The sequence below is a fragment of the Nitrospirillum amazonense genome, assembly GCF_029594735.1.
Classification (GTDB): Bacteria; Pseudomonadota; Alphaproteobacteria; order Azospirillales; family Azospirillaceae; genus Nitrospirillum; species Nitrospirillum amazonense.
Genome location: NZ_JARPAF010000002.1, coordinates 366,259 through 388,667, shown reverse-complemented (window position 1 = coordinate 388,667; position 22,409 = coordinate 366,259). Strand labels below are relative to the sequence as shown.

Sequence of the window (22,409 nt, the reverse complement as noted above, 5' to 3'; positions counted from 1 at the left end):
GTCGCCACCATAGGACTCGGCGCGCTGCTGCATGACTGCCCGGTTATTTACGCCGTCGGTGCGTATTGACTCATCCTTGAGGAAAGCGTTGAGTCGTTCGCATGATTGTCCCGCCCATCACCGCCCAGGCCGTGCCGACCCCGGTACTGACGCCGCAGCAGCAGTCGCCGACGCAGAACCCGTCGTTCCTGGCGGCTGTCGCGGGCGCGCAAGGGGCGGCCAAGCCGGTGGCGACGCAGACGGCCAACGCGGCCCAGCCCACCGGCAAGTCGGAAGCCGGCAAAGACAACCGCAGTGGCACCGACACCGGCCAGGCGACCGACACCGGTGCCAACGCCGTCCGCGCCCGCAGCAGCGCCCACCCCTGGCGCGGCCAGATGCTGGACGTGACTGTTTAGTTTTTAGTTTTCCGTGTTCCCTCAGGCGCCGGCGCGGCCATCCGGCCGCTTGGCTATCCTCGCTTTCCAGTCCGCCTGCGGCTCCCCAGAAAGCTCCGGCGGCCGCAGTCGCGGCCTACGGCCGTTTTATGCCGCCTCAGACAGATCAATCATCACCGGCACATGGTCCGATGGCTTGGGGCCCCAGCCGCGCGCCTCGCGCAGCACGGTGTAGCCCAGCAGCCTGGGCACCAGGGCTGGCGTGACCCAGATGTGGTCCAGGCGGCGGCCGCGATCGGACAGGCCCCAGTCGGCGGAGCGGTAGGACCACCAGGTGTACAGCCTCTCCGTGGGCGGCAGGAAATGGCGCACGGCGTCCACCCACTCCCCCGCCCGCATCATGGCGTCCATCTTCTCCACCTCGATGGGGGTGTGGGAAATGACGTTCAGCAGGGCGCGGTGGGACCAGACGTCGTTTTCCAAGGGCGCGATGTTCAGGTCCCCCACCAGGATGCGGGGCTTGTGCCGGTCTTCCAGCCCCTCACCCCAGGCGGTCAGCTCATCCAGGAAGCGCAGCTTGTGCCGGAACTTGTCGTTCAGGTCGGGGTCGGGGATGTCGCCGCCGGCGGGAATGTAGAAATTGTGCAACTCGATGCCGCCCGGCAGTTCCGCCTGCACATGGCGGCAGTCCTGCCGTTCACACCACAGTGCACCGCCCGTGCCGGACAGCGGCAGGCGGGAGAGGATGGCGACGCCGTTATAGCTTTTCATCCCCCGCATATGGGTGTGGACATAGCCCCGGTCCGCCAGCGCCTTCAGCGGGAAGGCGTCGTCGATGACCTTGGTTTCCTGCAGGCAGAGGACATCGGGGCCGTAGTCGTCGACTAGGCGCAAGACCATGTCCAGGCGCAGCCGTACCGAGTTGATGTTCCAGGTAACGATGCGCAAGGCGACCTCTTGAGCGACGGGGAAACACAGGGTGTACCCGTCGCCCGCCACTGGAACAAGTGCGGAACTCAGCCCTCGCGGGCCGCAGCCCGTGCCCGCACCGCGTCGCCGAAGGCCTTGAACAGGGCGACGGAGGCCGGGTCTTCCCAGAAGCGCCACTCGGGGTGCCATTGCACCGCCAGGGCGAAGGTGGCCCCCTCCACCCGCACGGCCTCGATCAGGCCGTCGGGGGCTGTCGCTTCCACCACCAGGCCAGGGGCCAGGCGGTCTATGCCCTGCTGGTGCAGGGAGTTGACGGTCATGCGCTCGCGCCCGGTGATGCGGCCCATCAGGCCATCAGGGGTCAGGTCCACGGCGTGGGCGCCGCCGTACTGCACCTCCAGCGGCTGGCTTTCGTCATCGCGATGGTCCATCAGGCCGCGCACGTCCTGCACCTTCTGGTGCAGGGTGCCGCCCAGGGCCACGTTCAGTTCCTGCAAACCGCGGCAGATGGCGAACAGGGGCAGGTCGGCGTCCAGCGCCGCGCGGTACAGGGGCAGGGTGGTGGCGTCACGCGCCAGGTCGTGCAGGGTGCCGGGCTCCGACAGCGGGCCCTGGTAGCGGTCGGGATGGACGTTGCTGGGGCTGCCGGTGAACAGCAGGCCATCCAGGCGGGACACCACCTCCGCCGCGTCGTACCGGTCACCCAGGGCCGGCAGCAACACCGCCAGGGCATGCGCGCCGTCCGATACGGCGCGCACATACTTGTCGCCCACGACATGGAAAGGGTGGCGCCCCAAAGTGCGGTAGTCGGCGGATACGCCGACAATGGGTAATCCAGTACGGGGAAGGCTGGTCATCGCTGAACCCTCCTTTGCTTCAGGGCCGCCGGCGCGGCCTTATGCGAATGGCATTTGATCGTGACCAATCAAATGCCCCCTCACGCGGCGGGCGGACGCATCCGCGTCCTTGCCTCATCCTCGATTTCCAGTCCGCCTTCGGCTTCCCGGAAATCTCCGGCGCCCGCAGTCGCGGGCTACAGTGGCACGAACCAACATCCCGTGCCGCTGATGTCAGTCGCGTTCCTTGCGGCGGCTGGGATCGCGGAAATAGAACTGGTTGTCGTCCAGGCTGACGCCCGTCTGCGGATCCAGCAGCGCCACCTCGGTGGTGGTCCCCTGGGCGTCCAGCACCCGCCACTTCTTCAGGCCGAAGGGCTGTTCCTGGAACATCAGGGTCAGGCGGCCCAGGCCGGGATCCTTGGTCTGGACCAGCGTCACCTCCAGCACGCCGGCGCTGTCGTCCATGGAGGTGACGGTGACGTCACCGGACAGGTGCAGATCGGGCCGCAGGATGAAGTCGGCCATGGTGCTGCCGATGGGGGCGTTCGACTGTTCCTTGGACTCGGCGTCCCAGAAATAGACGAAATGGCCGTCGGCCACGATGAAGTTCTTGTTGGGCGGATCATAGTCGATCCGCATCTTGCCCGGCCGCTTCAGCTGGAAGGTGCCGCGCACCAGGCTGCCGTCGGGGTTCACCTGCTGAAACTGCGACTTCAGCGTCTGGATGCCGTTGAGGTAGGTCTCCACCTGCTTCAGCTTGGTCTTGTCCTCATCGGTGAACTGGGTTGGCGGCTTGGCGGCGGCCGTCCCGGACAGGGCCAGGGGGGCGGCGGCAAGCGCCAATAGGGCGGCGAGGGCGGTGCGGCGGATCATGGTGCCTTCAGGATAGACCGCGCTTTAAGGCGGAATTTTGGTGGCGATAACAAGGTGTTGGAAAATCGGCCCGGAAGGGGAGGGGGCGTACGTCGCGCGTACACCTGCCCCCTCGCACCTTCCCTGGCCTCAGTTCACGCGCTCATGATCATCGATGTTGCGCGCCAGCACCTCGCGCTTGCCGACATGGTTGGCGCGGCTGACCACGCCTTCCTGTTCCATGCGCTCGATCAGGCGGGCGGCGCTGTTGTAGCCGATGCGCAGGTGGCGCTGGATGAAGCTGGTGCTGGCCTTGCCCTCGCGGCAGACCACGGCCACCGCCTGGTCATAGAGGTCGTCGCCCGAGCTGCCGTTGCCACCGGCGCCGCCACCGCCCGACCCGCCATCGTCGTCGAAGGGGCTGGCGTCGTCTTCCTCCGTCACCGCGTCGACGTAGTTGGGCTCACCCTGGGCCTTCAGGAACTTCACCACGTCCTCCACCTCCTGGTCGCGGACGAAGGGACCGTGGACGCGGGTGATGCGGCCGCCGCCGGCCATGTAGAGCATGTCGCCCTGGCCCAGCAGCTGTTCGGCACCCTGTTCGCCCAGGATGGTGCGGCTGTCGATCTTCGAGGTGACCTGGAAGCTGATGCGGGTGGGGAAGTTGGCCTTGATGGTGCCGGTGATGACGTCCACCGAGGGGCGCTGCGTCGCCATGATGATGTGGATGCCGGCGGCGCGGGCCATCTGGGCCAGGCGCTGGATGGCGGCCTCGATGTCCTTGCCGGCCACCAGCATAAGGTCGGCCATCTCATCGACGATGACGACGATATAGGGCAGTTCCGTCAGGTCGATGGGCTGGTCCTCGAACACCGGCTTGCCGGTGTCGGGGTCGAAGCCCGTCTGGATGCGGCGGGTCAGCGTCTCGCCGTTCTGGCGCGCCTCGCGCAGGCGCATGTTGTAGCCGTCGATGTTGCGCACGCCCAGTTTGGACATGGCGCGGTAGCGGTCCTCCATTTCACGCACCGTCCACTTCAGTGCCACCACCGCCTTCTTCGGGTCGGTCACCACCGGCGCCAGCAGGTGGGGGATGCCCTCGTAGATGGACAGTTCCAGCATCTTGGGATCGACCATGATGAAGCGGCATTTCTCCGGCGGCAGCCGGTAGAGCAGCGACAGGATCATGGTGTTGATGGCCACCGACTTGCCCGAACCGGTGGTGCCGGCGACCAGCAGGTGGGGCATGCGGGCGAGATCGGCGATCACCGGCTGGCCGCCGATGTCCTTGCCCAGCACCAGGGCCAGCTTGTGCTGGCTGCGGTCGTAGGTATCCGCCTCCAGCAGTTCGCGCAGGTAGACGGTTTCCCGCTTGGCGTTGGGCAGCTCCACGCCGATGACGTTGCGGCCAGGCACCACCGCCACGCGGACGGACACGGCGCTCATGGACCGGGCGATGTCGTCGGCCAGGCCGATGACGCGGGACGACTTGGTGCCCGGCGCCGGTTCCAGTTCATAGAGGGTGACGACGGGGCCGGGGTGGACCTTGCCGATCTCACCCTTCACGCCGAAGTCGTCCAACACGCCTTCCAGCAGCTGGGCGTTCTGGCGCAGGCCTTCCTCGTTCACGCCCGGGCTGCGCACCGACAGGTCGGGCAACTGCAGCAGGTCCACCGGCGGCAGTTCGTATTCGCTGGGCCCATCGGGTTCCAGGTCCAGGCTGGACTGCACCGGTGCCGGCGCCTTGCGCGCGATCTCCACCGGCTTGGCCTTGGGCGGCACGACGGTCGCCAAGGGCCGGCGGGGGGCGGCCTCGCCTTCGACCGCCAGCTCTCCGTCACGCGGCGGCTCACGGTCGGCGGGGCGATCTAGCGGCGGGATGGACAGACTGGGTTCACGGCGCGTGCCGTCGCCGAAGCCGGGTTCCCGGCGGGGCACCGGCGCGGCCCGCTTGGGCGCCGACAGGCCCCTCAGCGTATCGGCCAAGCCACCCTTGAGACCGCCGGCGATGCCGCTGAGGCCACCGATGCCGCCCCCCAGCGCGGAACCGGCGGCGGCGCGGAGGCGCCCTGCCAAGCCAGCGGCGGGGACGGCCGTTTCCTCCACGTACTCCTCATACGCCTCGTCCTCCGGCTCATAGGTCGGTTCGGGCGCGCGGCGGACGGAGGCGGGCTTGGGCTTCAGGACGGGGCGCCACTGGCCGGCCCGGCGAATGAGGCCATAGGTGGCGCCCACGGCGGCGAAGGCCTGGTAGAAGGGCACGCCCAGGGCCACGACGATCAGCGCCACGGTGGCGAAGGCCATGACCAGGCCCAGCACCACCGGGCTGCTCCACCCCACATGGCTGGCGATGAAGCGATCGACCAGGGTGACGATGACGCGGCCGGCGTTGCCGCCGGCGCCACCGCCGAAGGGGGCAGAGATGCCGCCCAGCGACACGCCGGCCAGGGTGATGGCGAACAGGCCGGCGGCGATGCGTCCGGCCCAGAAGCTGGGCGGGTCGTGGCGCAGGATGCGCACGCCCCAGCCGGCGATGATGACCGCCAGCAGATAGGCCGCCAAGCCGAAGGACTGCACCAGCACGTCGGCGGTGTAGGAGCCGAAGGCCCCCGCCACGTTGTGCACGACCGTGTGCGGGCCGGCCGTGTTCCAGGAGGGGTCGTTGGGGTCGTAGCTGAACAGGATGGCGGCCAGCGCCAGGGCCAGCAGCACGACACACAGGCCGCCCACCTCGGTGGCACGGCGCATCAGGAACTGCGACGCGCCCTCAGGCAAAAGGCTGCCCCGCCGGCGCTTGCCCGGGCCGGTGGGCGCGGGGCCAGAGGACAGGGGATCGCGGTTGCCCCGGGAACCGGGGGTGGAGGCAAGGCGGGTCGTCATGGGCCGTCGCTCGTTCCTGAAAACTTACGGGCGTGGGTCAAATGTCGGAATCGGTGCCGTTACCCGTTCGGGCGGCGGGCCGATTCCAGGAAGTAAACACGGTATCAGGCAACTTTATGTCAGGCCGAAAACCGGGTGTGCCGGGGTGGTGGTCATCCCAACACCCGGGCTATCGTCTCACAGGCGCGGGCCACCGTTTCGGTGTCGTGCACCAGGGCCACGCGGATATAGGGGTGGCCGGCGTTGCTGCCGTCCGGTTCCGATCGCGTGAAGTACGCGCCGGGCAGCACGCGCAGGCCCGCCTCGCCCCACAGCCGGCGGGTGGCGGCTTCGCCGTCGCCCACCTCCAGCCAGAGGAAGAAGCCGCCGGCCGGGCGGTAGAAACCGTAGCGGCCCTTCAGCGCCGCCTCCGCCGCGTCGATCTTCTGGCGGTAGAGGCGCCGGTTCTCCTCCACATGCGCGTCGTCACTCCACAGCGCGGCGGCCGCGGCCAGCGCCGGCAGGGCGTTGCCGGCCAGGGCGTAGCTGCGCAGGCGGGTGAACGCCTGGATCAGGGCGGGATCGCCGGCGATGAAGCCGGACCGCAGGCCGGCGGCGCTGGACCGCTTGGACAGGGAGTTGAACACCAGCAGGTTGGCAGTTCCCTGGCCCGCTTTCCCCTGGCCGGCCCCATCGTTTTCCAGGGCCAATGCCGCCTCGAACCCGCCGGGGGGTGGGGCCTTGTCCCAGATCTCGGCATAGCATTCGTCCAGCGCCAGGACGAAGCCGTAGGCGCGGGCGAGGCCAATGGCCTTCTTCAGGTACGCCAAGTCCGCCACCGCCCCTTGCGGGTTGCTGGGCGTGCACAGATACATCAGCGCCGTGCGGGCCAGCAGGTCGGGCGACAGCGCGTCCAGGTCGGGCAGGAAGCCGGTTTCACGGGTGGCCGGCATGAATACCGGCTCCGCCCCCGCCAGCGCGGCGGCCCCCTCGTACACGGCGTAGAAGGGGTTGGGGATCAGCACCGCGGGCTGGCGACCGTCTTTCCGCTGCGGCGTTGCCAGCAGCGCCACCTGGAACAACGCCTCACGCGTGCCCGTGGCGGGCAGGATGCCCTTGTCCACGTCCACGAAGCCCGCAGGCAGACCGTAGCGGCGGCAGAGCCAGCTGTGCACGGCGGCACGGAAGGGGGCCGTGCCGATGGTGGGCGGATATTTGCCCCAGTCGGCCAGGGGGGCCGCGGCCAGCGCCTGCGCCAGCAGGGCGGGCGGTTCGTGCTGCGGCTCGCCGATGGACAGCATGAGCGGGGTGGTGTTGCTGCGCGGCGTCACGTCCGCCAGCAGCGCGCCCAGCCGGGTGAAGGGATAGTCCGACAGCCCGCCCAGGCGGCCGTTCAGGGACGGCCCCACGGTCGGGCCCCCAACAACCGGGTGCGTCGTGACGGAAAGCCGGGAGTCGGCCGCCAGTTCCATGGGAAAAATCGTGTCCGGACATATCGGGAAGACGGCCCGATATTAGCCGCCGGACCCCGCCCCCACAAGGCCCACAGCGTTTCATCACCCCCAGCCCCGGCCCGGAAAGCGCCTTAGAATCCGTGGATTTGCCCCTAAATGCTTAGAAACCCGATGAAAAGCGGACCAAGGCGCCCCGGGGGCGTCACGGCATATTCATAAGGCGGGCTGGCCCCGCTCGCCCGTACGGATGCGCACCGCGTCGGCGATGGTCATGACGAAGATCTTGCCGTCGCCGATGCGGCCGGTGTTGGCCGTGGCCTGTATCGCCTCGACCACGCTTTCCATCTGGTCGTCGGGCACCGCCACCTCGATCTTCACCTTGGGCAGGAAGTTCATGGCGTATTCCGCCCCCCGGTAAATCTCCGTCCGGCCCTGCTGCCGGCCACAGCCCCGCACCTCGCTGACCGTCACGCCCAGATGCCCCATGTCCGCCAAGGCCTCACGCACTTCATCCAGCTTGAACGGTTTCAACACCGCCACCACGAGCTTCATCGGCAGTCCTCGAAGGCCGGGGCTCCGGAGAACCCCCGTGTAGGGTAGGCGGCGCCGGTCGGCGGGCCCTGTTGGGCGCCCGGTTCTTCAAGAAGCGTGCCGTATTCACAAGATTGTCGCGCCTAACCCCAAAGGAGCGCGCGCATGGAAGGCGGCGGGGCGGTAATCCGCCGTGCCGCCGCCACTTTTTGGCGCACAGCCTGCCAAAGGATGATGCCAAATGCGGTTCACCGCCCACGAAGCGGGGGCAATTGCATAAATTATAGGCAATCCAGGCCTGGTTAAAGGGCATGAGCGTGGCACTGGACAAGCGCCAGTGGGCTCGCGATGCTGCGCCCTTGGTTCCCGCGTGTTCCCCTGTCCCTTGCCTATACCCCCTGCCCCGAGGCATCGCCGATGTCCACCGAAGCGCCAGCGCCCACCACCGACACCGATCTTATCGCTGACGTCGCCATCGTAGGCGGCGGCCTGGCCGGCCTGTCGCTGGCGGCGGCGCTGGGCACGGCCGGCGTGCGCACGCTGTGCATCGACCGCGACAGCCCGGCCCACCAACTGGGCGCCACCTTCGACGGCCGCACCACCGCCATTTCCCACGGCAGCAAGAAGATCCTGGAGGGGGCCGGGGTGTGGGCCCACCTGAACGGCGACGCCGGCCCCATCCTGGACATCCGCGTCACCGACCAGAACCGCCCGACCTTCTTGCATTACGACCACCGGGAGGTGGGCGACCAGCCCTTCGGCTACATCGTCGAGAACATCGTGCTGCGCCGGGCGCAGTTCGCCCGCCTGGCGGAGCTGCCGTCCGTCACCCACCTGGCGCCGGTGGAGGTGACGGCCCTCGATCGCGGCCCCACCATGGCCACCATCACCCTGGCGGACGGCCGGCGCGTACGCGCCCGCCTGGTGGTCGGCGCCGACGGGCGGGGCAGCCTGTGCCGCAAGGACGCCGGCATCGCCCTGGTCGGCGGCAGCTATGACCAGACGGCCATCGCCGTGACGGTGGAGCATGAGTTCCCCCACCACGGTGTGGCAGTGGAAATGTTCCTGCCTAGCGGGCCGTTCGCCATGCTGCCCCTGACCGGCAACCGCACCTCCATCGTCTGGTCGGACAAGAGTGCCGCCGTGCCCCACTACATGGGCCTGGACGAGGTGGCCTTCACCGCCGAGTTGCAAGCCCGCATCGGCGACTGGCTGGGGGCGGTGCGGCCCATCGGCGGGCGCTACATCTTCCCCCTGTCTTGGCAGCATGCCCAGCGCTATATCGACCGCCGCCTGGCGCTGATCAGCGAGACCATCCACGCCATGCACCCCATCGCCGGGCAGGGCCTGAACATGGGCCTGCGGGATCTGGCGGCCCTGGCGGAGGTGATCGTCGACGCCTGGCGCCTGGGCCTGGACGTCGGCGGTACGGCGACGCTGGAGCGCTACCAGCGCTGGCGCCGCTTCGACAACGTCAGCCTGCTGGGCGTGACCGACGGCCTGACCCGCCTGTTCTCCAACGACATCGCCCCCTTGAAGGTGGCGCGCGGCCTGGGCTTGGCGGCCGTCAACTCCGCCCCGCTGATGCCGCTGAAGAAGCTGTTCATGCGCCACGCCATGGGCATCGTCGGCGAGCTGCCGCGCCTGGTGCGGGGGGAACCGCTGTAAACCCGTGACGCCGTTGGACTTGTTGCCATCGGCGGACACATTGGACGAGAATGCGCCGCCGCCAGGGCGGCGGGCCCCAGCGGCCCTGCATCAAGAACAGGGCCTGAGGCATGGGGACAGGAATGGAAGCGAAGACCGACCGCCGCACCGGGCGCCGGGTTCTGGCATGGCTGGGCGGGATCGCCGGCGTGGTGGTGGTCGGGGTCGCGGGGCTGGTCGGCTGGGTGGCATGGAGCCTGAACGCCAGCCTGCCCCAGCTGGAGGGCACCGCCGCCATCCCCGGCCTCTCCGGCCCGGTGACGGTGGAGCGGGATGAGAACGGCGTGCCCACCCTGACGGGCCCCGACCGCGTCAGCCTGATGTACGGCCTTGGCTTCCTGCACGCTCAGGAACGCTATTTCCAGATGGACCTGATGCGCCGCAGCGCCGCCGGCGAATTGTCCAGCCTGTTCGGCCCGCTGGCCGCCAAGTTCGACACGCCGCGCCGCCTGCACCGGTTCCGCGACCGTGCCCACGCCGCCGTGGAACGCTCCAGCCCCGAGCAGCATGCCATGCTGGCGGCCTACACCGCCGGCGTGAACGCCGGGCTGGACGGCCTGAAGTTCGCCCCCTTCGAGTACGCGCTGCTGCGCCAGCACCCCCAGCCTTGGAGCCTGGAGGACACGCTGCTGGTGGTGGACGCCATGTATTTCGACCTGCAGTCTTCCGACGGATGGGATGAGCGCCGCCTGGAGCTGGCCATGGACCAGCTGGGCCCCCTCATGGCCAACTTCCTGTATCCCAGGGGAACGGAACTGGACGCGCCGCTGGACGGCAGCACCCTGCCCGAGCCGCCGATGCCGGCCAGCTACACCCCCGCCATCAAGATGGGCCAGGCGGCGCCGCGGCAGGACGGGGCCTCCGACAGCGAGGCCCCTGGCAGCGAGGCCCCTGACAGCGAGGCGATCCCCGGCAGCAACAACTGGGCGGTCAGCGGGGCCCTGACCGGCACCGGCGCCGCCATGATGGCCAACGACATGCACCTGGGCCTGCGCACACCCAACACCTGGTACCGCGCCCGGCTGGTGGTGAAGCCCGCTGGGTCGGACACGCCCACCCTGGACCTGGTCGGCGTCACCCTGCCCGGCAACCCGCTGCTGGTGGTGGGCAGCAACAGGCACGTGGCCTGGGGCTACACCGACGCCTATGTCGACACCGGCGACGTGGTCATCCTGGAACCGGTGGACGGCGACCCCGACCGCTACAAGACACCGGACGGGCCGAAGACCCTGGAAAAGCACCGGCAGGTACTGTGTCCCGCGCCGACCTGCCCCAGCATCACCATCGAGGACAGCGACTGGGGCCCGGTGATCGGCACCGACGCGCAGGGTCGCAAGCTGGCCTATCGCTGGGTGGCCCATGACGTGGGGGCGGAGGTGATGACGGCGGGCGCCGCCCTGGAGCAGGCGGGGTCGGTGGAGGAGGCGGTGTCTATCGCCCACCGCCTGCCCATTCCCAACGAGAACATGATGGTGGTCGACACCAAGGGCAACCTGGCCTGGACCGTGGTGGGCCTGGTGCCCCGCCGCTTCGGCCACGACGGCACCCTGCCGACCAGCTGGGCCGACGGCAAGGCGGGCTGGAACGGTTATCTGTCCCCGGCGGAGGTGCCGGTCATCGTCAATCCCCAGAATGGCCGCCTGTGGACCGCCAACACCCGGGTGGTGGGCGGCGACGCGCTGGCCAAGCTGGGCTTCGGCGACTATGCCCTGGGCGGCCGAGCCGGCCAGATCCGCGATGATCTGCTGGCCAAGGACGCCTTCACTGAAAAGGACCTGCTGGGCATCCAGCTGGATGACCGCGCACCCATGCTGGATTTCTGGCAGCGCCTGATGTTGCAAGCCCTGGGTGAACGGGCGAGCGACCAGGCGCTGGCCAACCTGGTGGCGCCGGTTGAAAGCTGGGGCGGCCGCGCCGCCATTCCCTCCGTGGGCTATCGCCTGGTGCGCACCTTCCGCAGCGCTCTGGTCGATCGGCTGTATCAGGCCTACACCGCCCCGATGGCGGGGCCCGCCGGCGATCACGCCAATGACCTGGTCAGCCATCAGGCCGAAGGGCCGGCGCGCCGCCTGCTGACCGCCCGGCCCACCGGCCTGGTGCCCCCGGGCTACAAGAGCTGGGACGCCCTGATCGACGCCGCGCTGAAGGACGTGCGCGAGCGTATCGCGCAGAATGGCGGCGACATCGCCCATTTCACCTGGGGCGACCGCAACCGCCTTGCCATCCGCCACCCCATTTCGAACATCCAGCCGCTGCTCAGCCCCTATCTCGACCCGCCAGGGGAACCGGTGGCCGGCGACCTGTACCAGCCGCGCGTGACCGCCCCCAGCTTCGGCGCCTCTGAACGCCTGGTGGTGTCGCCGGGGCATGAGGACACGGGCCTGTTCCACATGCCCACGGGCCAGAGCGGCCACCCCCGTTCCCCCTATTACAACAAGGGGCATGAGGACTGGGTGGAGGGCCGCGCGACGCCGCTGCTGCCGGGCCCGACCCGCTGGCGCATGACGCTCGAGCCAGCCAAGGGGGCACCAGCGCCCTGATGTAAAATGCATGACGTCGCTGCTGTCAGTGCTGTCATGCAATCGGCAATTCCTGCCTGCATTTTGCAAGGAAGTCGGCAGGGTTTTCCAGCGTTGGCTCTTTTCAAATTTGCCGTTGACGCACTAATGCATTGATTCTTCTGTGATCAATGCCTGGCCCGCCTTGTGCTTAGTCAACCCCGGCTTCATTTGCGGGGTGCCTGCATCATGGATGGTGGCGTTGTTTCCGGCCTGAACTCGACCGACCCCATGTCCAGCGGCCTTGGGCTGGAGACGGAGGCGCACACCGGCTCCTTCGCCCGGGCGTACCAGGAGGCGCACGCCGCCGCCGGCATCCAGCGCCTGGCGGTGACGCCGGTGCTGGAGATGATGGACATGGCGGGCGACCCGGATGCACTGGACGCCTACCTGGCCCGCGCCCATGCCGACCTGCCCCTCAGCAGCGACAATGTCGACCGGCTGAAGGGCAACATGCACCTGGTTTTCCTGTTCCGTGACTTCCGCCGCCCCCTGGCCCGCGCCATGGAGCGGATGAAGGACACCGGCTCCGGCCCCTTCGCCGCGCTGCCCACGTGGATGAGCGCGCATCATCGTTTCGGCCTGCTGCGCACCGCCGGCTGCCTGGGCCTGAACAAGGAACTGGACGACTGGATCGCCGATTTGGAGGCGCGCGGCGCACCCGAGGCCCCCATCGCCTGCCCCTTCGGCCGCATGGCCCGCGCCGCCCGCCGCTTCTTCGCCGGATCCGCTCTGTACAAACGCGCCGACCATTCGGTGCTGAGCATCGCCAAGACCGGCAGCAACACCGCCCTGCACGTGTGCTGGAGCCTGGTGGAGGCCGCCTATTACCTGGGCGTGGACCTGCCGCCGGCGGAGTGGCGCGCCATGCTGTGGCGCTCGCGCAAGGAAATCGCCACCCTGGCCTCCGGCAGCCTGGGCATGATCGTCACCTTCCTGGAAGCGGCCCACCTGCATCCCCATGGCGACTCCGCCGTGAACCCCACCACGCATGAGGGGTCGCCCTTCCGCCTGGTGGGCGAGGGCGCGGACCGCCGCCTGGACCTGCGGCTGGACGGCATCACGCCCATGACCACCGGCCACGACCGGCTGTTCACTGGCTGCCCGGCCTTCCATGTCGGCGGCATGATCGACACCTATCTCAGCTGGGTGCTGGACATCGCCCTGCACCACGGTCTGAACCGCCAGCCGGCCGCCGCCCCTGTTCTCGGCAGCATGCTGGGCGCCACGGTTTCCCCGCTGGGTCAGGCCCCCCTGGGCGCCGGCCGCGCCATGGTGCAGCAGGTGGCTGCGGGCCCGGCGCGCGACCCCTGACCTTGATCGGCGGGTCCTGACGGGGTAAGGCCTGGGGCGAGCGCCGCGCGCGCCCTGAAGGACCCTATCGCCATGAAGCCAGAAGACATCCAGGCCCGCGTGCTGTACCGCGACGCGCTGATGCTGATCATCGACAAGCCGGCCGGCCTGCCCGTACACGCCGGCCCCGGTGGCGGCGACAACCTGGAACGCCATTTCGACGCCCTGCGCTTCGGCTTGCCGCGCGCACCCACCCTGGCCCATCGCCTGGACCGCGACACCAGCGGCTGCCTGATCCTGGGCCGGCATCCCAAGGCGCTGCGCAAGCTGGGCAAGCTGTTCCAGGAGGGGCGCGTATCCAAGACCTATTGGGCGGTGGTGGCGGGGTCGCCCCCGGCGGAGGAGGGCCATATCGAGGCCAGCCTGTTCAAACGCACCAACAAGAACGGCTGGAAGATGGAGGTGGTGCCCGACGGCACGCCCGACAGCCAAGCCAGCGTCACCGATTACCGGGTGCGCGGCCGCGCGGAGACGCCGGACGGTCCCATCACCTGGGTGGAGCTGTACCCCCGCACCGGCCGCACCCACCAGATCCGCGTGCACATGGCCCATGTCGGCTGCCCCCTGCTGGGCGACCCGGCCTATGGCGGGCCCGCCGGCCAGCCGCTGCATCTGCATTCCCGCGGAATCACACTGCCGCTTTACCCCAGCCGCGACCCGGTGGGTGCCGAGGCCCCCGTGCCGGCCCATCTGCGCGCGGCGCTGAAACGCTGCGGCTGGACGGGGGAGTAGAGCCTCACAGCCAAAGCGGATCGATGGGGAAACGGGTGCGGACGACCTTGCCTTCCGGCTGGGCCAGCATCCAGGTGCGCCAAGCCTGGAAATAGGCGCCGGCGTAATGGGCGTCCAGGGCGGCCTGATCCTCGAACACCTCCCACACGTAATAGACGCCGGGTTCGTCCTTGGCCGCCGCGAAGTCGAAGCGGCGGCAGCCCGGCTCCAGCCGCGTCTGCTCGACATTGACCTGCTGCAGGGCAAGCGCCTGCGCCCGCAGTTCGGGGGCGATTTCCAGGCGGATCAGCTGGGCGATCATAACGGGGTCCTTTGAGCGGGATCAGAAAGTGGGCTTGGTGACCATCAGCCAGATGATGCCCAGCATGGCGAAGAAGGCAGGAAAGCCGAAGACGAACCAGACCCGGAACAGGCGGAAGTACGCAGGCGGCAGGGGCTGGCCCGCGCGCGCCGCCACCCGCGCCAGATCGCGCAGGCGGATCTGTATCCACACCACCGGCAGCCAGAAGGCGCCGGTGACGCCGTACAGGATCAGGCTGAGGCCGATCCAGCCGCTGAATATCGGGAATCCGGCCAGATGGGCCAGCGTGCCGCCGGTCAGCGGCTGCGCCACCACGGCGGATGCGGTGAAGATCGTGTCGGCCACCACCACGATCTGGGCGGTGTGGGCGACCAGGGCGGGGTCACGCGTCCGGTGGGCCATCAGCATGAAGAAGGCGATGCCGGCGCCGGTGCCGAACAGTACGGCGGCGCCGATGATGTGGGCCACCTTCACCAGGGTGTAGAGATCCATCAGCGCTCGTCCAGCAGGGCCAGGGCGGCCAGCGCCAGCATCGCCGCCGGCAGGGTCTTGAGGAAGGGCCCCATGGGATCCAGCCACAGATCCGGCCGCCATAGCGTGCCCCCCAGCATGTACGCGCCCGACACCGCGACCATGCCCAAAAGGGCCGCCTTGGTCCGCCGACGGAAGACGACGCCCACGCCCAGGGCCAAGTCGATGGCCGACCCCAGCAGCACGAACAAGGTGGCGGGCATCTGCGCCATACCCGCCCTTGTCAGAACGGCGGTGGCCTCCGGCACGCGGCAGAAGCCGACCACGCCTGAGAGAGCCCAAAAGAACGCCAGCATTGCCAGCATCGCTGGCTTCAGGAAATAACTTTTGGCGAACCAGCGCTCCTGCACGCCGGCCGGATAGGCCACCAGCATGTCCGCCACCGACAGGGGCCTGATCGCCAATTCGCGTTCCATCGCCCGGCCGTCGCCGGCGATGCCGCCGCGCAGCTGGTCCAGGGTGGCGGTGCGTAGGGGGCTGCGCCAGCCGGCCCAGGCCAGGGCATCAGCCCCCTTGGCGGCCAGCCGGGCGACGCCCGCAGGCACATGCCACAGGGGGACAGGCGGCAGGCCCAGCCAGCGGCGCAAGGAAAGCACCACACCGGCCAGGGTCACGGGCTCATCATGCACCAGATCGATGGAGCGGCCCGCCGCCGTGCCGGGCAGCACCGCCCTGGCCACCGCCAGGGCCACGTCGGTCGCGGCCACCACCTGCACGGTGGCATCGGCATGGACCACAGGCAGCACGCCGGGAAGGGCGGCCAGGCCGCGCAGCAGGGCGCTGCCGCCATAGGCCGCCGGCGCCAGGACCAGGCCGGGCCGAAGGATGATCCAATCCAGACCGCTGGCGCGCAGCAGCGTCTCGGTCGCCAGTTTGGTGTCGTTGAAGCGGTCGCCCTGGGCGCCCAGGCCACGATCGGCGGCCACCCCCGCAGCGGAAACGTGGACCAGGCGCCGTACGCCGGCCTGTACGCATGCCGCCACAAGGCGGCCAACCCCATCGCGGTGTACCGCCGCCAAGTCGTCGCGCGGGCCGTCCTGCAAGGCGCCGGCGCAGTTCACCACCGCCTGGACATCCGATAGCAGGGGGCGCCAGTCCTCCATCGCCGCCGTGGCCATGTCGAGACGGGCCCAGCGCACCTGAGGCAGCGATCGCGCCGCCGCCGCGACATCACGGCCAACGCCGGTGACGGCGTGCCCCTCGGCCAGCAGCCGCGCCACCACATAACCGCCGATCAGCCCATAAGCCCCGATGACCAGGACGCGCATCCCCATCCCCCCGACGATCCTGTCCCTAGAGGCCCGTCCCCTGTCAGAGGATGAACCGGTCCCGCTGTTCCGGGGCCGGAAGGTAGCAGACCTCCCGTTTGCCGAACCAGCGCAAGCGGTTGCGGGCGACGATCGCATACAGCGCGTCCCGCAGCGGCCGGGGCAGCAGCCGGGCGGCCGCCATCAGCGACCAGGGAAATCCCAGGAGTTCGAACACACGGATGGAGCTGTCGGACTTCACCCGCACCAGGCCGTCCTCAAGCACCAGGTTGGTCTGATAGTCCACCGGATCCAGGCCGTAGTGCCGGTACAGGGCCGCGCCCAGTGGCGTCTGCGCCGCCATCAGGCGAAGGCGCCCGTCACGGTCATGGCGCATGACGAACTGGGCGAAGCCGGAGCAGAGGACGCAATGGCCGTCGAAAATGATGATGGGCCTGTCATCCGGAAACGCCGGCACCGAGGGATCATCACGATAGCTGTACGCGGCCATGGGTATCGTCCTGGCAGGCTGAATGCGCCACTTTAACCGTCTATTAGACCCCAAGCCAACGGAGCCCGCCCGGCAAATCACCCGCGGCGTAATCGACCTGCAGCACCCTGCGGTGGCGGGGCCGGACGGCGGCGGCGGAGGCGTGCAGGATCAAGGTAGCGTAAAGCCAGACATCGCCGGCCTCCGCCAGGCAGGCCACCTCGCCGCAGCGACGCACGACCCCCTCGACGTCGCCCGCCGCCACCCGGCCCAGGCGATGGGATCCCGGCGCTACCAGCAGGGGCGCGTTATCCGCGTCCACAGGGTCGAGATGGAGGCGCACGGTGACCAAGCCGGCCAGTAGCTCAGCCGGCGGCGCCACATGGATCAAGCCGTCCTTCACGCTCCACGGGCCATAGCCGGGCACCTCCACCCGTGCCGTCACTGCGATGGTCCTGTCCTGGTGCCAGCCCAAGGCCCAATTGGCATCGGCGCTTTTGTCGAACAGGATGGCGCGAACGGGCCGGGCGCCGCCGCCCAAGGTGGACACGGCCAAGCATCCCACCGGGCCATCCGGATCGAGGAAAGCATCCAGCCCCTGGAGGCCATGCAGGCGGACACCGGCGCGGGCGGCGGGAACATCCGCCAGCACCTGGGCCAGACGGTCCAGATCTTCCGGCGTCAACACCGCAGGGTGCCGTTCGGCACCGTCGCCGGCGAAGGTCATCACGGCGTCTTGCTTCCCTTCGCCAGGCGCAGGAGGGTCCCGTTGTGATCCTCCGTCACCAGCACGCTGCCGTCGGGCAGGCGGGCCAGGGACACGGGCGTCCCCTGGGGGTGGTCGCCGGTGACGGCGTCCCATCCCCAAATCACGTCCGTGGGCGCGCCCGTGGGACGGCCCTGGGCATCGACGGGCAGGGCCACCACGCGATGGCCGGTATCGCGATAGCCGTGCAGGGTCATCAGCAGGGTGCCGGCTAGGCCGGGCAGCGGGCCGTCGGTATAAGGCAACAGGCTCAAGGGTGCCGCATGGGGCGGCAGCAGCAGGGTGGGCGCCTGCTTGGCCTTGCAGTCCGCATCCTTGTAACGGCTGCGATATTCCGGGCTGGGCACGCCCTGGTCATAGCAATAAGGCCAACCGTAATCGGCGCCCTGCTTGAGGATCAGGTACAGGTCGTGCGGCGCATCCTCGTCCGCCAGGGCCGGGTCGGCGTCGGAGATGTTGTCGCGGGCGTTGGTGGCGGTCACCACCTGGTTGCCCGCCAGCACCGCCAGCGCCACGGCGTTGCGCAGGCCCCGGGCATAAGGCTGCAGACCGGCGACGTTCACGGGTGTCGCACCGGGCGTCACATGCAGGATGACGCCCCGGGGCGTAGCGCCCACGGTTTCAGGGCAGGGGACGTCGGCGCGGGGTGGCGTGTCATCGCCCTTCTTGCCGCCCGGGGTTTCGCAATGGTCGGTGCCGGAGCCCACGTTGATGAACAGCGACCCGTCCGGCACCACCGCCAGCGCCGCCAGGGGGTGCAGCCCTTCCTTGGGCAGGCCCGTGATCACGTCGCGCACGCTGGCCGCCACGTCGGCGGCATTGGGATCCAGGCTGACGATGCGGCCCAGCACGCTCATGTACAGGCGCCCATCCGGGGCCGGCGCCAATGCGTGCGGCTCATCCAGGCCGGTCAACAGCACCTCGGGCGCCGCCCGGCCGCCATCCTTCAGGCGCAGCAGCCGGCCATGGTCGTGGCGCCAGCCGCCGCCCAGGTCGACGACATAGACATCGGTGCCCAGCACCGCCACGCCCCGGGCGAAGCCCAGCTGGCTGGCCACCAGACCCACGCACAGGCCCGGCGCCGTCTTCAGGTTCACCGCCGGGAAGCCATCGCATTGGCCTTGGGTGGTATAGCCTATACGCACCCGGGCCGCGGCCGGCAGGGATGCCACCAGCAGGGCCAGGCCCAACAGTCGGCCAAGCTTGCGGATACGCCCGATGGGCATCGCGCCCTCCCCCCTTGTGATCTATCCGCAGAGACTATAGGCGGGCGGGATCAATCGGCCAGCGGCGGACGCTGTTCCGCCCAGGCGAGCAGGGAGTCCAACGCCGGGCACAGGGCCTGGCCCCAGTCCGTCAGGCCGTATTCCACCTTGGGCGGCACCTGGTGATGGACGATGCGGCGCACGATGCCGTCCCCCTCCATCTGGCGCAGCTGCTGGATCAGCATTTTCTGCGAGATGTCCGGAAGCGCGCGCTCCAGGTCCGAGAAGCGCCGCAATTGGCCGCCGAACAGGTGGAACAGGATCAGCAGCTTCCACCGCCCCTCCAGCATGCGGAAGGCCTGTTCCACGCCCTCGGCCGCCGTGGCGGCGGTATGGTCGGGGCTGCTGAGACGATGACTTACCAAAAGGTGAGTACCTTACTTTTTTGTCGGTTCTTGTCCTTTTATCAGTCTATGGACACCTTCCTTTCAGCGCAACCAAGCTGAAGGAGGGGAACGCCATGTCCCTGACCCTGCCATCCCCCATTGCCGCCTATTTCGCGGCGGACAAGGCCGGCGGCGACGCCGTGGCGGCCTGCTTCACCGACACCGCGGTGGTGAAGGACGAGGGCCACACCCATCGGGGCCGCGCCGCCATCGCCGCATGGAAGACGGCCATCTCGGCCAAATACACCTATACCAGCACGCCCGTCGCCGTGGACCAGGCCGATGGGCGGGTGGTCGTCACCAGCCACGTCGCCGGCAATTTCCCCGGCAGCCCCATAACCCTGCGCTATGCCTTCGCCCTGGAGGGCGACAAGATCAGCGGGCTGGAGATCAGGCCATGAGCTTCGATCTGAACTTGACCGGGCGCCGCGCGCTGGTCACCGGGGGCACCAAGGGCGTGGGCGCCGCCGTCGTCGCCACCCTGCGGGACAACGGCGCCCAAGTATTGACCACCGCCCGGACCGTGCCCGAGACACCGGAGGGGGGCGTGCTGTACGTCGCGGCCGACATCACCACGGCGGCGGGTTGCGCCACGGTGGCCCAGGGCGCGCTCGACCGGCTGGGCGGCGTGGACATCCTGGTCAATGTCGTGGGCGGGTCGACGGCACCGGGCGGCGGCTTCGCCGCCCTGGACGACGACATCTGGATGCGGGAGCTGAACCTGAACCTCATGGCCGCCGTGCGCCTGGACCGGGCGCTGCTGCCCGGCATGATCGCGCGCGGCGATGGCGTCATCATCCACGTCACCTCCATCCAACGCGTCCTGCCCCTGCCGGAATCGACCACAGCCTACGCCGCCGCCAAGGCCGCGCTGTCGACCTACAGCAAGAGCCTGTCGAAGGAGGTGACGCCCAAAGGCGTGCGCGTGGTCCGCGTCTCCCCCGGCTGGGTGGAGACGGAGGCCGCCGTGGCCCTGGCCGAGCGCCTGGCCCACGACGCAGGCACGGATTACGAGGGCGGCAAGGCCATCATCATGAAGGCTCTTGGAGGCATCCCCCTGGGGCGTCCGAGCACGCCGCAGGAGGTGGCCGACCTGATTGCCTTCCTCGTCTCATTCCGTGCCGCCGCAATCAGCGGCACGGAACACGTCATCGACGGCGGCACGGTGCCGACCGCCTGAGGCATCAGCCGGCGATGGCGTCCAACTCGGCCATCACCTCATCCGTCAGCTGCAGTTCCGCCGCGGCCAGATTCTCCCGCAGATGGGCCACCGATGAGGTGCCGGGGATCAGCAGGATGTTGGGCGAGCGGCGCAGCAGCCAGGCCAGGGCCACCTGCATCGGCGTGGCGCCCAGACGGGTCGCCACGTTGGACAGGGCGGAAGACTGCAGCGGGCTGAAGCCACCCAGCGGGAAGAACGGCACATAGGCGGTGCCGTCGCGGGCCAGGTCGTCGATCAGGGCGTCGTCGGCGCGGTGGACCAGGTTGTAAAGGTTCTGCACACAGGCGATGCGGCAGATGCGCCGGCCCTCCGCGACCTGGGCCGCCGTCACGTTGCTGAGCCCGATGTGGCGGATCAAGCCCTGGGCCTGCAACTCGGCCAGCACCGTCAGGGGCGCCTCGATGGAACCCTCGGCGGGACCGTGCACGTCGAACATGGCGCGGAAGTTCACCACCTCCAGCACGTCCAGCCCCAGGTTGCGCAGATTGTCGTGCACCGCCTGGATCAGCTGCTCGCGTGAGAAGGCGGGATTCCAGGAGGCGTCGGCCCCCCGTAGGGCGCCGACCTTGGTGACGATCACCAGATCGTCGGCATAAGGGTGTAACGCCTCGCGGATCAGCTGGTTGGTGACATGGGGGCCGTAGAAGTCGCTGGTGTCGATATGGTTGACGCCGGCGCCCACGGCGGCGCGCAGCACGGCCAGCGCCGCATCACGGTCCTTGGGCGGGCCGAACACGCCGGGCCCAGCCAACTGCATGGTGCCGTAGCCCAGGCGGTTCACGGCGCGGGTACCGAGGGTATAGGTGCTGTTGCTCACGATCGGCATCCTGATTGAGGTGAAGATGCCGTAGAGATAGGCGCCGCTTGCCTGTACGATAATCCAGCATAGTCGGAACAGGTTGTTCGGGAAAGCGAACAATGAAAATCGACCTTGGGGACCTGAACGCCTTCGTCACGGTGGCGCGCGCCCGCGGCTTCCGCGACGGTGCGCGGGCCAGCGGCGCCAGTGCCTCCGGCCTTAGCGAGGCCGTTAGCCGATTGGAGACGCAGCTGGGCGTGCGGCTGCTGAACCGCACGACGCGCAGTGTGGCACCCACCGAAGCAGGACAGCGCCTGCTGGAACGGCTGGGTCCCGCCCTGACCGAGGTGGAAACGGCGCTGGACGTGGTGAACAGCTTCCGCGACCGGCCGGCCGGCACCCTGCGCCTGAACGTGCCCATCAGCGCCGTGCGGCTGGTGCTGCCTGCCATCGTCCCGGGCTTCCTCGCCGCCTATCCCGACATCGAGCTGGAAGTGATCGCGGAGGAGACCTTCGTCGATGTGCTGGCGGCGGGCTGCGACGCCGGCATCCGCTATGGCGAGCGGTTGGAGCAGGACATGATCGCCGTGCCCATAGGGCCTCGCGTGCAGCGCTTCGCCACCGCCGCGTCCCCCGCCTACCTCGACTGCCATGGGCGGCCGGACCATCCCCGCGACTTGTTGAACCACGCCTGCCTGCGTGGCCGCTTCACCCACGGGCCCGCGCCGCTGTGGGAGTTCGAGCGGGAGGGGGAGACCGTGCACGTCGATCCCAAAGGCCCCCTGCTGGTCAGCATGGGCACCGCCACGGATTTGGCCGTTGACGCCGCCGTTGCCGGGGCCGGCGTCATCATGCTGTTCGAGGATTGGCTGCGCCCGCATCTGGACAGCGGCGCCCTGGAAGCGGTGCTGGAGCCTTGGTGGCTGAGCTTTCCCGGGCCGTTTCTGTATTACCCCGGGCGCCGCCTGGTGCCGGCGCCCTTGCGCGCCTTCATCGACCACGTCAAGTCGGCCGAGAAGTGGCCATAACCACGCCGCCGGCATCGGCGGCGGTTTGCATGGTCATGGTCGAATTTTACAGGGAAAATGGCGGAGGGGATGGGATTCGAACCCACGATACGGTTTTGGCCGTATACCCGCTTTCCAGGCGAGCGCCTTCAACCACTCGGCCACCCCTCCGTCCGGAATGGGGCGGGACCATATAGAGACACGCG

At 69.1% G+C, this 22,409-nt stretch carries 22 protein-coding genes and 1 tRNA gene; 8 read left to right on the top strand and 15 right to left on the bottom strand.

Features of this window, described 5'->3' with window-relative positions; all coding sequences use genetic code 11:
- Nucleotides 1-101 precede the first annotated feature (101 nt).
- Nucleotides 102-398 carry a hypothetical protein gene (locus tag P5F91_RS07855; RefSeq protein ID WP_145610780.1) on the top strand — a complete coding sequence of 99 codons (297 nt, stop codon included), beginning with the start codon at nucleotides 102-104 and terminating at the stop codon, nucleotides 396-398.
- 126 nt (nucleotides 399-524) lie between these two features.
- Here P5F91_RS07855 and xth read toward each other — a convergent pair whose 3' ends face one another.
- From xth to P5F91_RS07825, 6 genes are all read right to left on the bottom strand, one after another.
- Nucleotides 525-1,325, bottom strand: coding sequence for an exodeoxyribonuclease III (gene xth, locus P5F91_RS07850; RefSeq protein ID WP_277906947.1), 801 nt, complete (start codon nucleotides 1,323-1,325; stop codon nucleotides 525-527).
- A 68-nt stretch (nucleotides 1,326-1,393) separates the two neighbouring features.
- Complete coding sequence (locus P5F91_RS07845) at nucleotides 1,394-2,164, bottom strand: gamma-glutamyl-gamma-aminobutyrate hydrolase family protein (RefSeq protein ID WP_277906946.1); 771 nt, start codon at nucleotides 2,162-2,164, stop codon at nucleotides 1,394-1,396.
- 213 nt (nucleotides 2,165-2,377) lie between these two features.
- A complete protein-coding gene (locus P5F91_RS07840; protein ID WP_277906945.1) occupies nucleotides 2,378-3,019 on the bottom strand; it encodes a LolA family protein in 642 nt (213 codons plus the stop codon).
- 129 nt (nucleotides 3,020-3,148) lie between these two features.
- On the bottom strand, nucleotides 3,149-5,875 hold the full coding sequence (locus P5F91_RS07835; protein ID WP_145610785.1) for a DNA translocase FtsK: 2,727 nt from the start codon (nucleotides 5,873-5,875) through the stop codon (nucleotides 3,149-3,151).
- A gap of 152 nt (nucleotides 5,876-6,027) precedes the next feature.
- Nucleotides 6,028-7,326, bottom strand: a complete 1,299-nt coding sequence (locus P5F91_RS07830) for an aminotransferase class I/II-fold pyridoxal phosphate-dependent enzyme (RefSeq protein WP_277906944.1) — start codon at nucleotides 7,324-7,326, stop codon at nucleotides 6,028-6,030.
- A gap of 195 nt (nucleotides 7,327-7,521) precedes the next feature.
- A complete protein-coding gene (locus tag P5F91_RS07825; protein WP_004272636.1) occupies nucleotides 7,522-7,860 on the bottom strand; it encodes a P-II family nitrogen regulator in 339 nt (112 codons plus the stop codon).
- A 396-nt stretch (nucleotides 7,861-8,256) separates the two neighbouring features.
- Between P5F91_RS07825 and P5F91_RS07820 the strand changes: the two genes are divergently transcribed.
- The 4 genes from P5F91_RS07820 to P5F91_RS07805 all read left to right on the top strand — a co-directional run bounded on the left by P5F91_RS07820 (nucleotide 8,257) and on the right by P5F91_RS07805 (nucleotide 14,189).
- Nucleotides 8,257-9,507: a UbiH/UbiF/VisC/COQ6 family ubiquinone biosynthesis hydroxylase gene (locus tag P5F91_RS07820; protein ID WP_145610787.1), complete on the top strand. Its 1,251-nt coding sequence runs from the start codon at nucleotides 8,257-8,259 to the stop codon at nucleotides 9,505-9,507.
- Nucleotides 9,508-9,629: 122 nt separating this feature from the next.
- Complete coding sequence (locus tag P5F91_RS07815; RefSeq protein WP_186454744.1) at nucleotides 9,630-12,086, top strand: penicillin acylase family protein; 2,457 nt, start codon at nucleotides 9,630-9,632, stop codon at nucleotides 12,084-12,086.
- 207 nt (nucleotides 12,087-12,293) lie between these two features.
- A complete protein-coding gene (locus P5F91_RS07810) occupies nucleotides 12,294-13,418 on the top strand; it encodes a hypothetical protein (protein WP_145610789.1) in 1,125 nt (374 codons plus the stop codon).
- 72 nt (nucleotides 13,419-13,490) lie between these two features.
- Complete coding sequence (locus tag P5F91_RS07805; protein ID WP_145610790.1) at nucleotides 13,491-14,189, top strand: RluA family pseudouridine synthase; 699 nt, start codon at nucleotides 13,491-13,493, stop codon at nucleotides 14,187-14,189.
- A 4-nt stretch (nucleotides 14,190-14,193) separates the two neighbouring features.
- Here P5F91_RS07805 and P5F91_RS07800 read toward each other — a convergent pair whose 3' ends face one another.
- Genes P5F91_RS07800 through P5F91_RS07770 form a run of 7 tightly spaced genes read right to left on the bottom strand, consistent with a single transcriptional unit; the run spans nucleotide 14,194 to nucleotide 19,154 of the window.
- Nucleotides 14,194-14,490 (bottom strand): putative quinol monooxygenase, encoded by a 297-nt coding sequence (locus P5F91_RS07800; RefSeq protein WP_145610791.1) that lies wholly within the window; start codon nucleotides 14,488-14,490, stop codon nucleotides 14,194-14,196.
- A gap of 21 nt (nucleotides 14,491-14,511) precedes the next feature.
- Complete coding sequence (locus P5F91_RS07795) at nucleotides 14,512-14,982, bottom strand: DUF2269 family protein (RefSeq protein WP_277906943.1); 471 nt, start codon at nucleotides 14,980-14,982, stop codon at nucleotides 14,512-14,514.
- Nucleotides 14,982-16,295: an SDR family oxidoreductase gene (locus P5F91_RS07790; protein ID WP_277906942.1), complete on the bottom strand. Its 1,314-nt coding sequence runs from the start codon at nucleotides 16,293-16,295 to the stop codon at nucleotides 14,982-14,984. Before P5F91_RS07790 ends, P5F91_RS07795 begins: the two co-directional genes overlap by 1 nt.
- Before the next feature lie 37 nt (nucleotides 16,296-16,332).
- Nucleotides 16,333-16,779: a thiol-disulfide oxidoreductase DCC family protein gene (locus P5F91_RS07785; RefSeq protein WP_145610793.1), complete on the bottom strand. Its 447-nt coding sequence runs from the start codon at nucleotides 16,777-16,779 to the stop codon at nucleotides 16,333-16,335.
- A gap of 43 nt (nucleotides 16,780-16,822) precedes the next feature.
- Entirely contained in the window at nucleotides 16,823-17,485 is a 663-nt protein-coding gene (locus tag P5F91_RS07780) for a phytanoyl-CoA dioxygenase family protein (protein WP_277907864.1), read from the bottom strand.
- Complete coding sequence (locus P5F91_RS07775; RefSeq protein WP_145610794.1) at nucleotides 17,485-18,750, bottom strand: PQQ-dependent sugar dehydrogenase; 1,266 nt, start codon at nucleotides 18,748-18,750, stop codon at nucleotides 17,485-17,487. Before P5F91_RS07775 ends, P5F91_RS07780 begins: the two co-directional genes overlap by 1 nt.
- A 50-nt stretch (nucleotides 18,751-18,800) precedes the next feature.
- A complete protein-coding gene (locus P5F91_RS07770; RefSeq protein ID WP_277906941.1) occupies nucleotides 18,801-19,154 on the bottom strand; it encodes a winged helix-turn-helix transcriptional regulator in 354 nt (117 codons plus the stop codon).
- A gap of 95 nt (nucleotides 19,155-19,249) precedes the next feature.
- Between P5F91_RS07770 and P5F91_RS07765 the strand changes: the two genes are divergently transcribed.
- Together P5F91_RS07765 and P5F91_RS07760 are read left to right on the top strand one after the other, a co-directional pair.
- A complete protein-coding gene (locus P5F91_RS07765) occupies nucleotides 19,250-19,576 on the top strand; it encodes a nuclear transport factor 2 family protein (RefSeq protein WP_145610795.1) in 327 nt (108 codons plus the stop codon).
- On the top strand, nucleotides 19,573-20,355 hold the full coding sequence (locus P5F91_RS07760) for an SDR family oxidoreductase (RefSeq protein WP_145610796.1): 783 nt from the start codon (nucleotides 19,573-19,575) through the stop codon (nucleotides 20,353-20,355). The genes P5F91_RS07765 and P5F91_RS07760 overlap by 4 nt, the downstream gene beginning before the upstream one ends.
- A 4-nt stretch (nucleotides 20,356-20,359) precedes the next feature.
- Here the strand turns inward: P5F91_RS07760 and P5F91_RS07755 are convergent, their stop codons facing one another.
- A complete protein-coding gene (locus tag P5F91_RS07755; RefSeq protein WP_186454745.1) occupies nucleotides 20,360-21,214 on the bottom strand; it encodes an aldo/keto reductase family oxidoreductase in 855 nt (284 codons plus the stop codon).
- Nucleotides 21,215-21,315: 101 nt separating this feature from the next.
- Here P5F91_RS07755 and P5F91_RS07750 point away from each other — a divergent pair, with 101 nt between their 5' ends.
- Complete coding sequence (locus P5F91_RS07750) at nucleotides 21,316-22,224, top strand: LysR family transcriptional regulator (RefSeq protein ID WP_145610798.1); 909 nt, start codon at nucleotides 21,316-21,318, stop codon at nucleotides 22,222-22,224.
- Between the two features lie 58 nt (nucleotides 22,225-22,282).
- Here the strand turns inward: P5F91_RS07750 and P5F91_RS07745 are convergent.
- Nucleotides 22,283-22,374, bottom strand: a tRNA-Ser gene (locus P5F91_RS07745).
- Nucleotides 22,375-22,409: the final 35 nt, after the last annotated feature.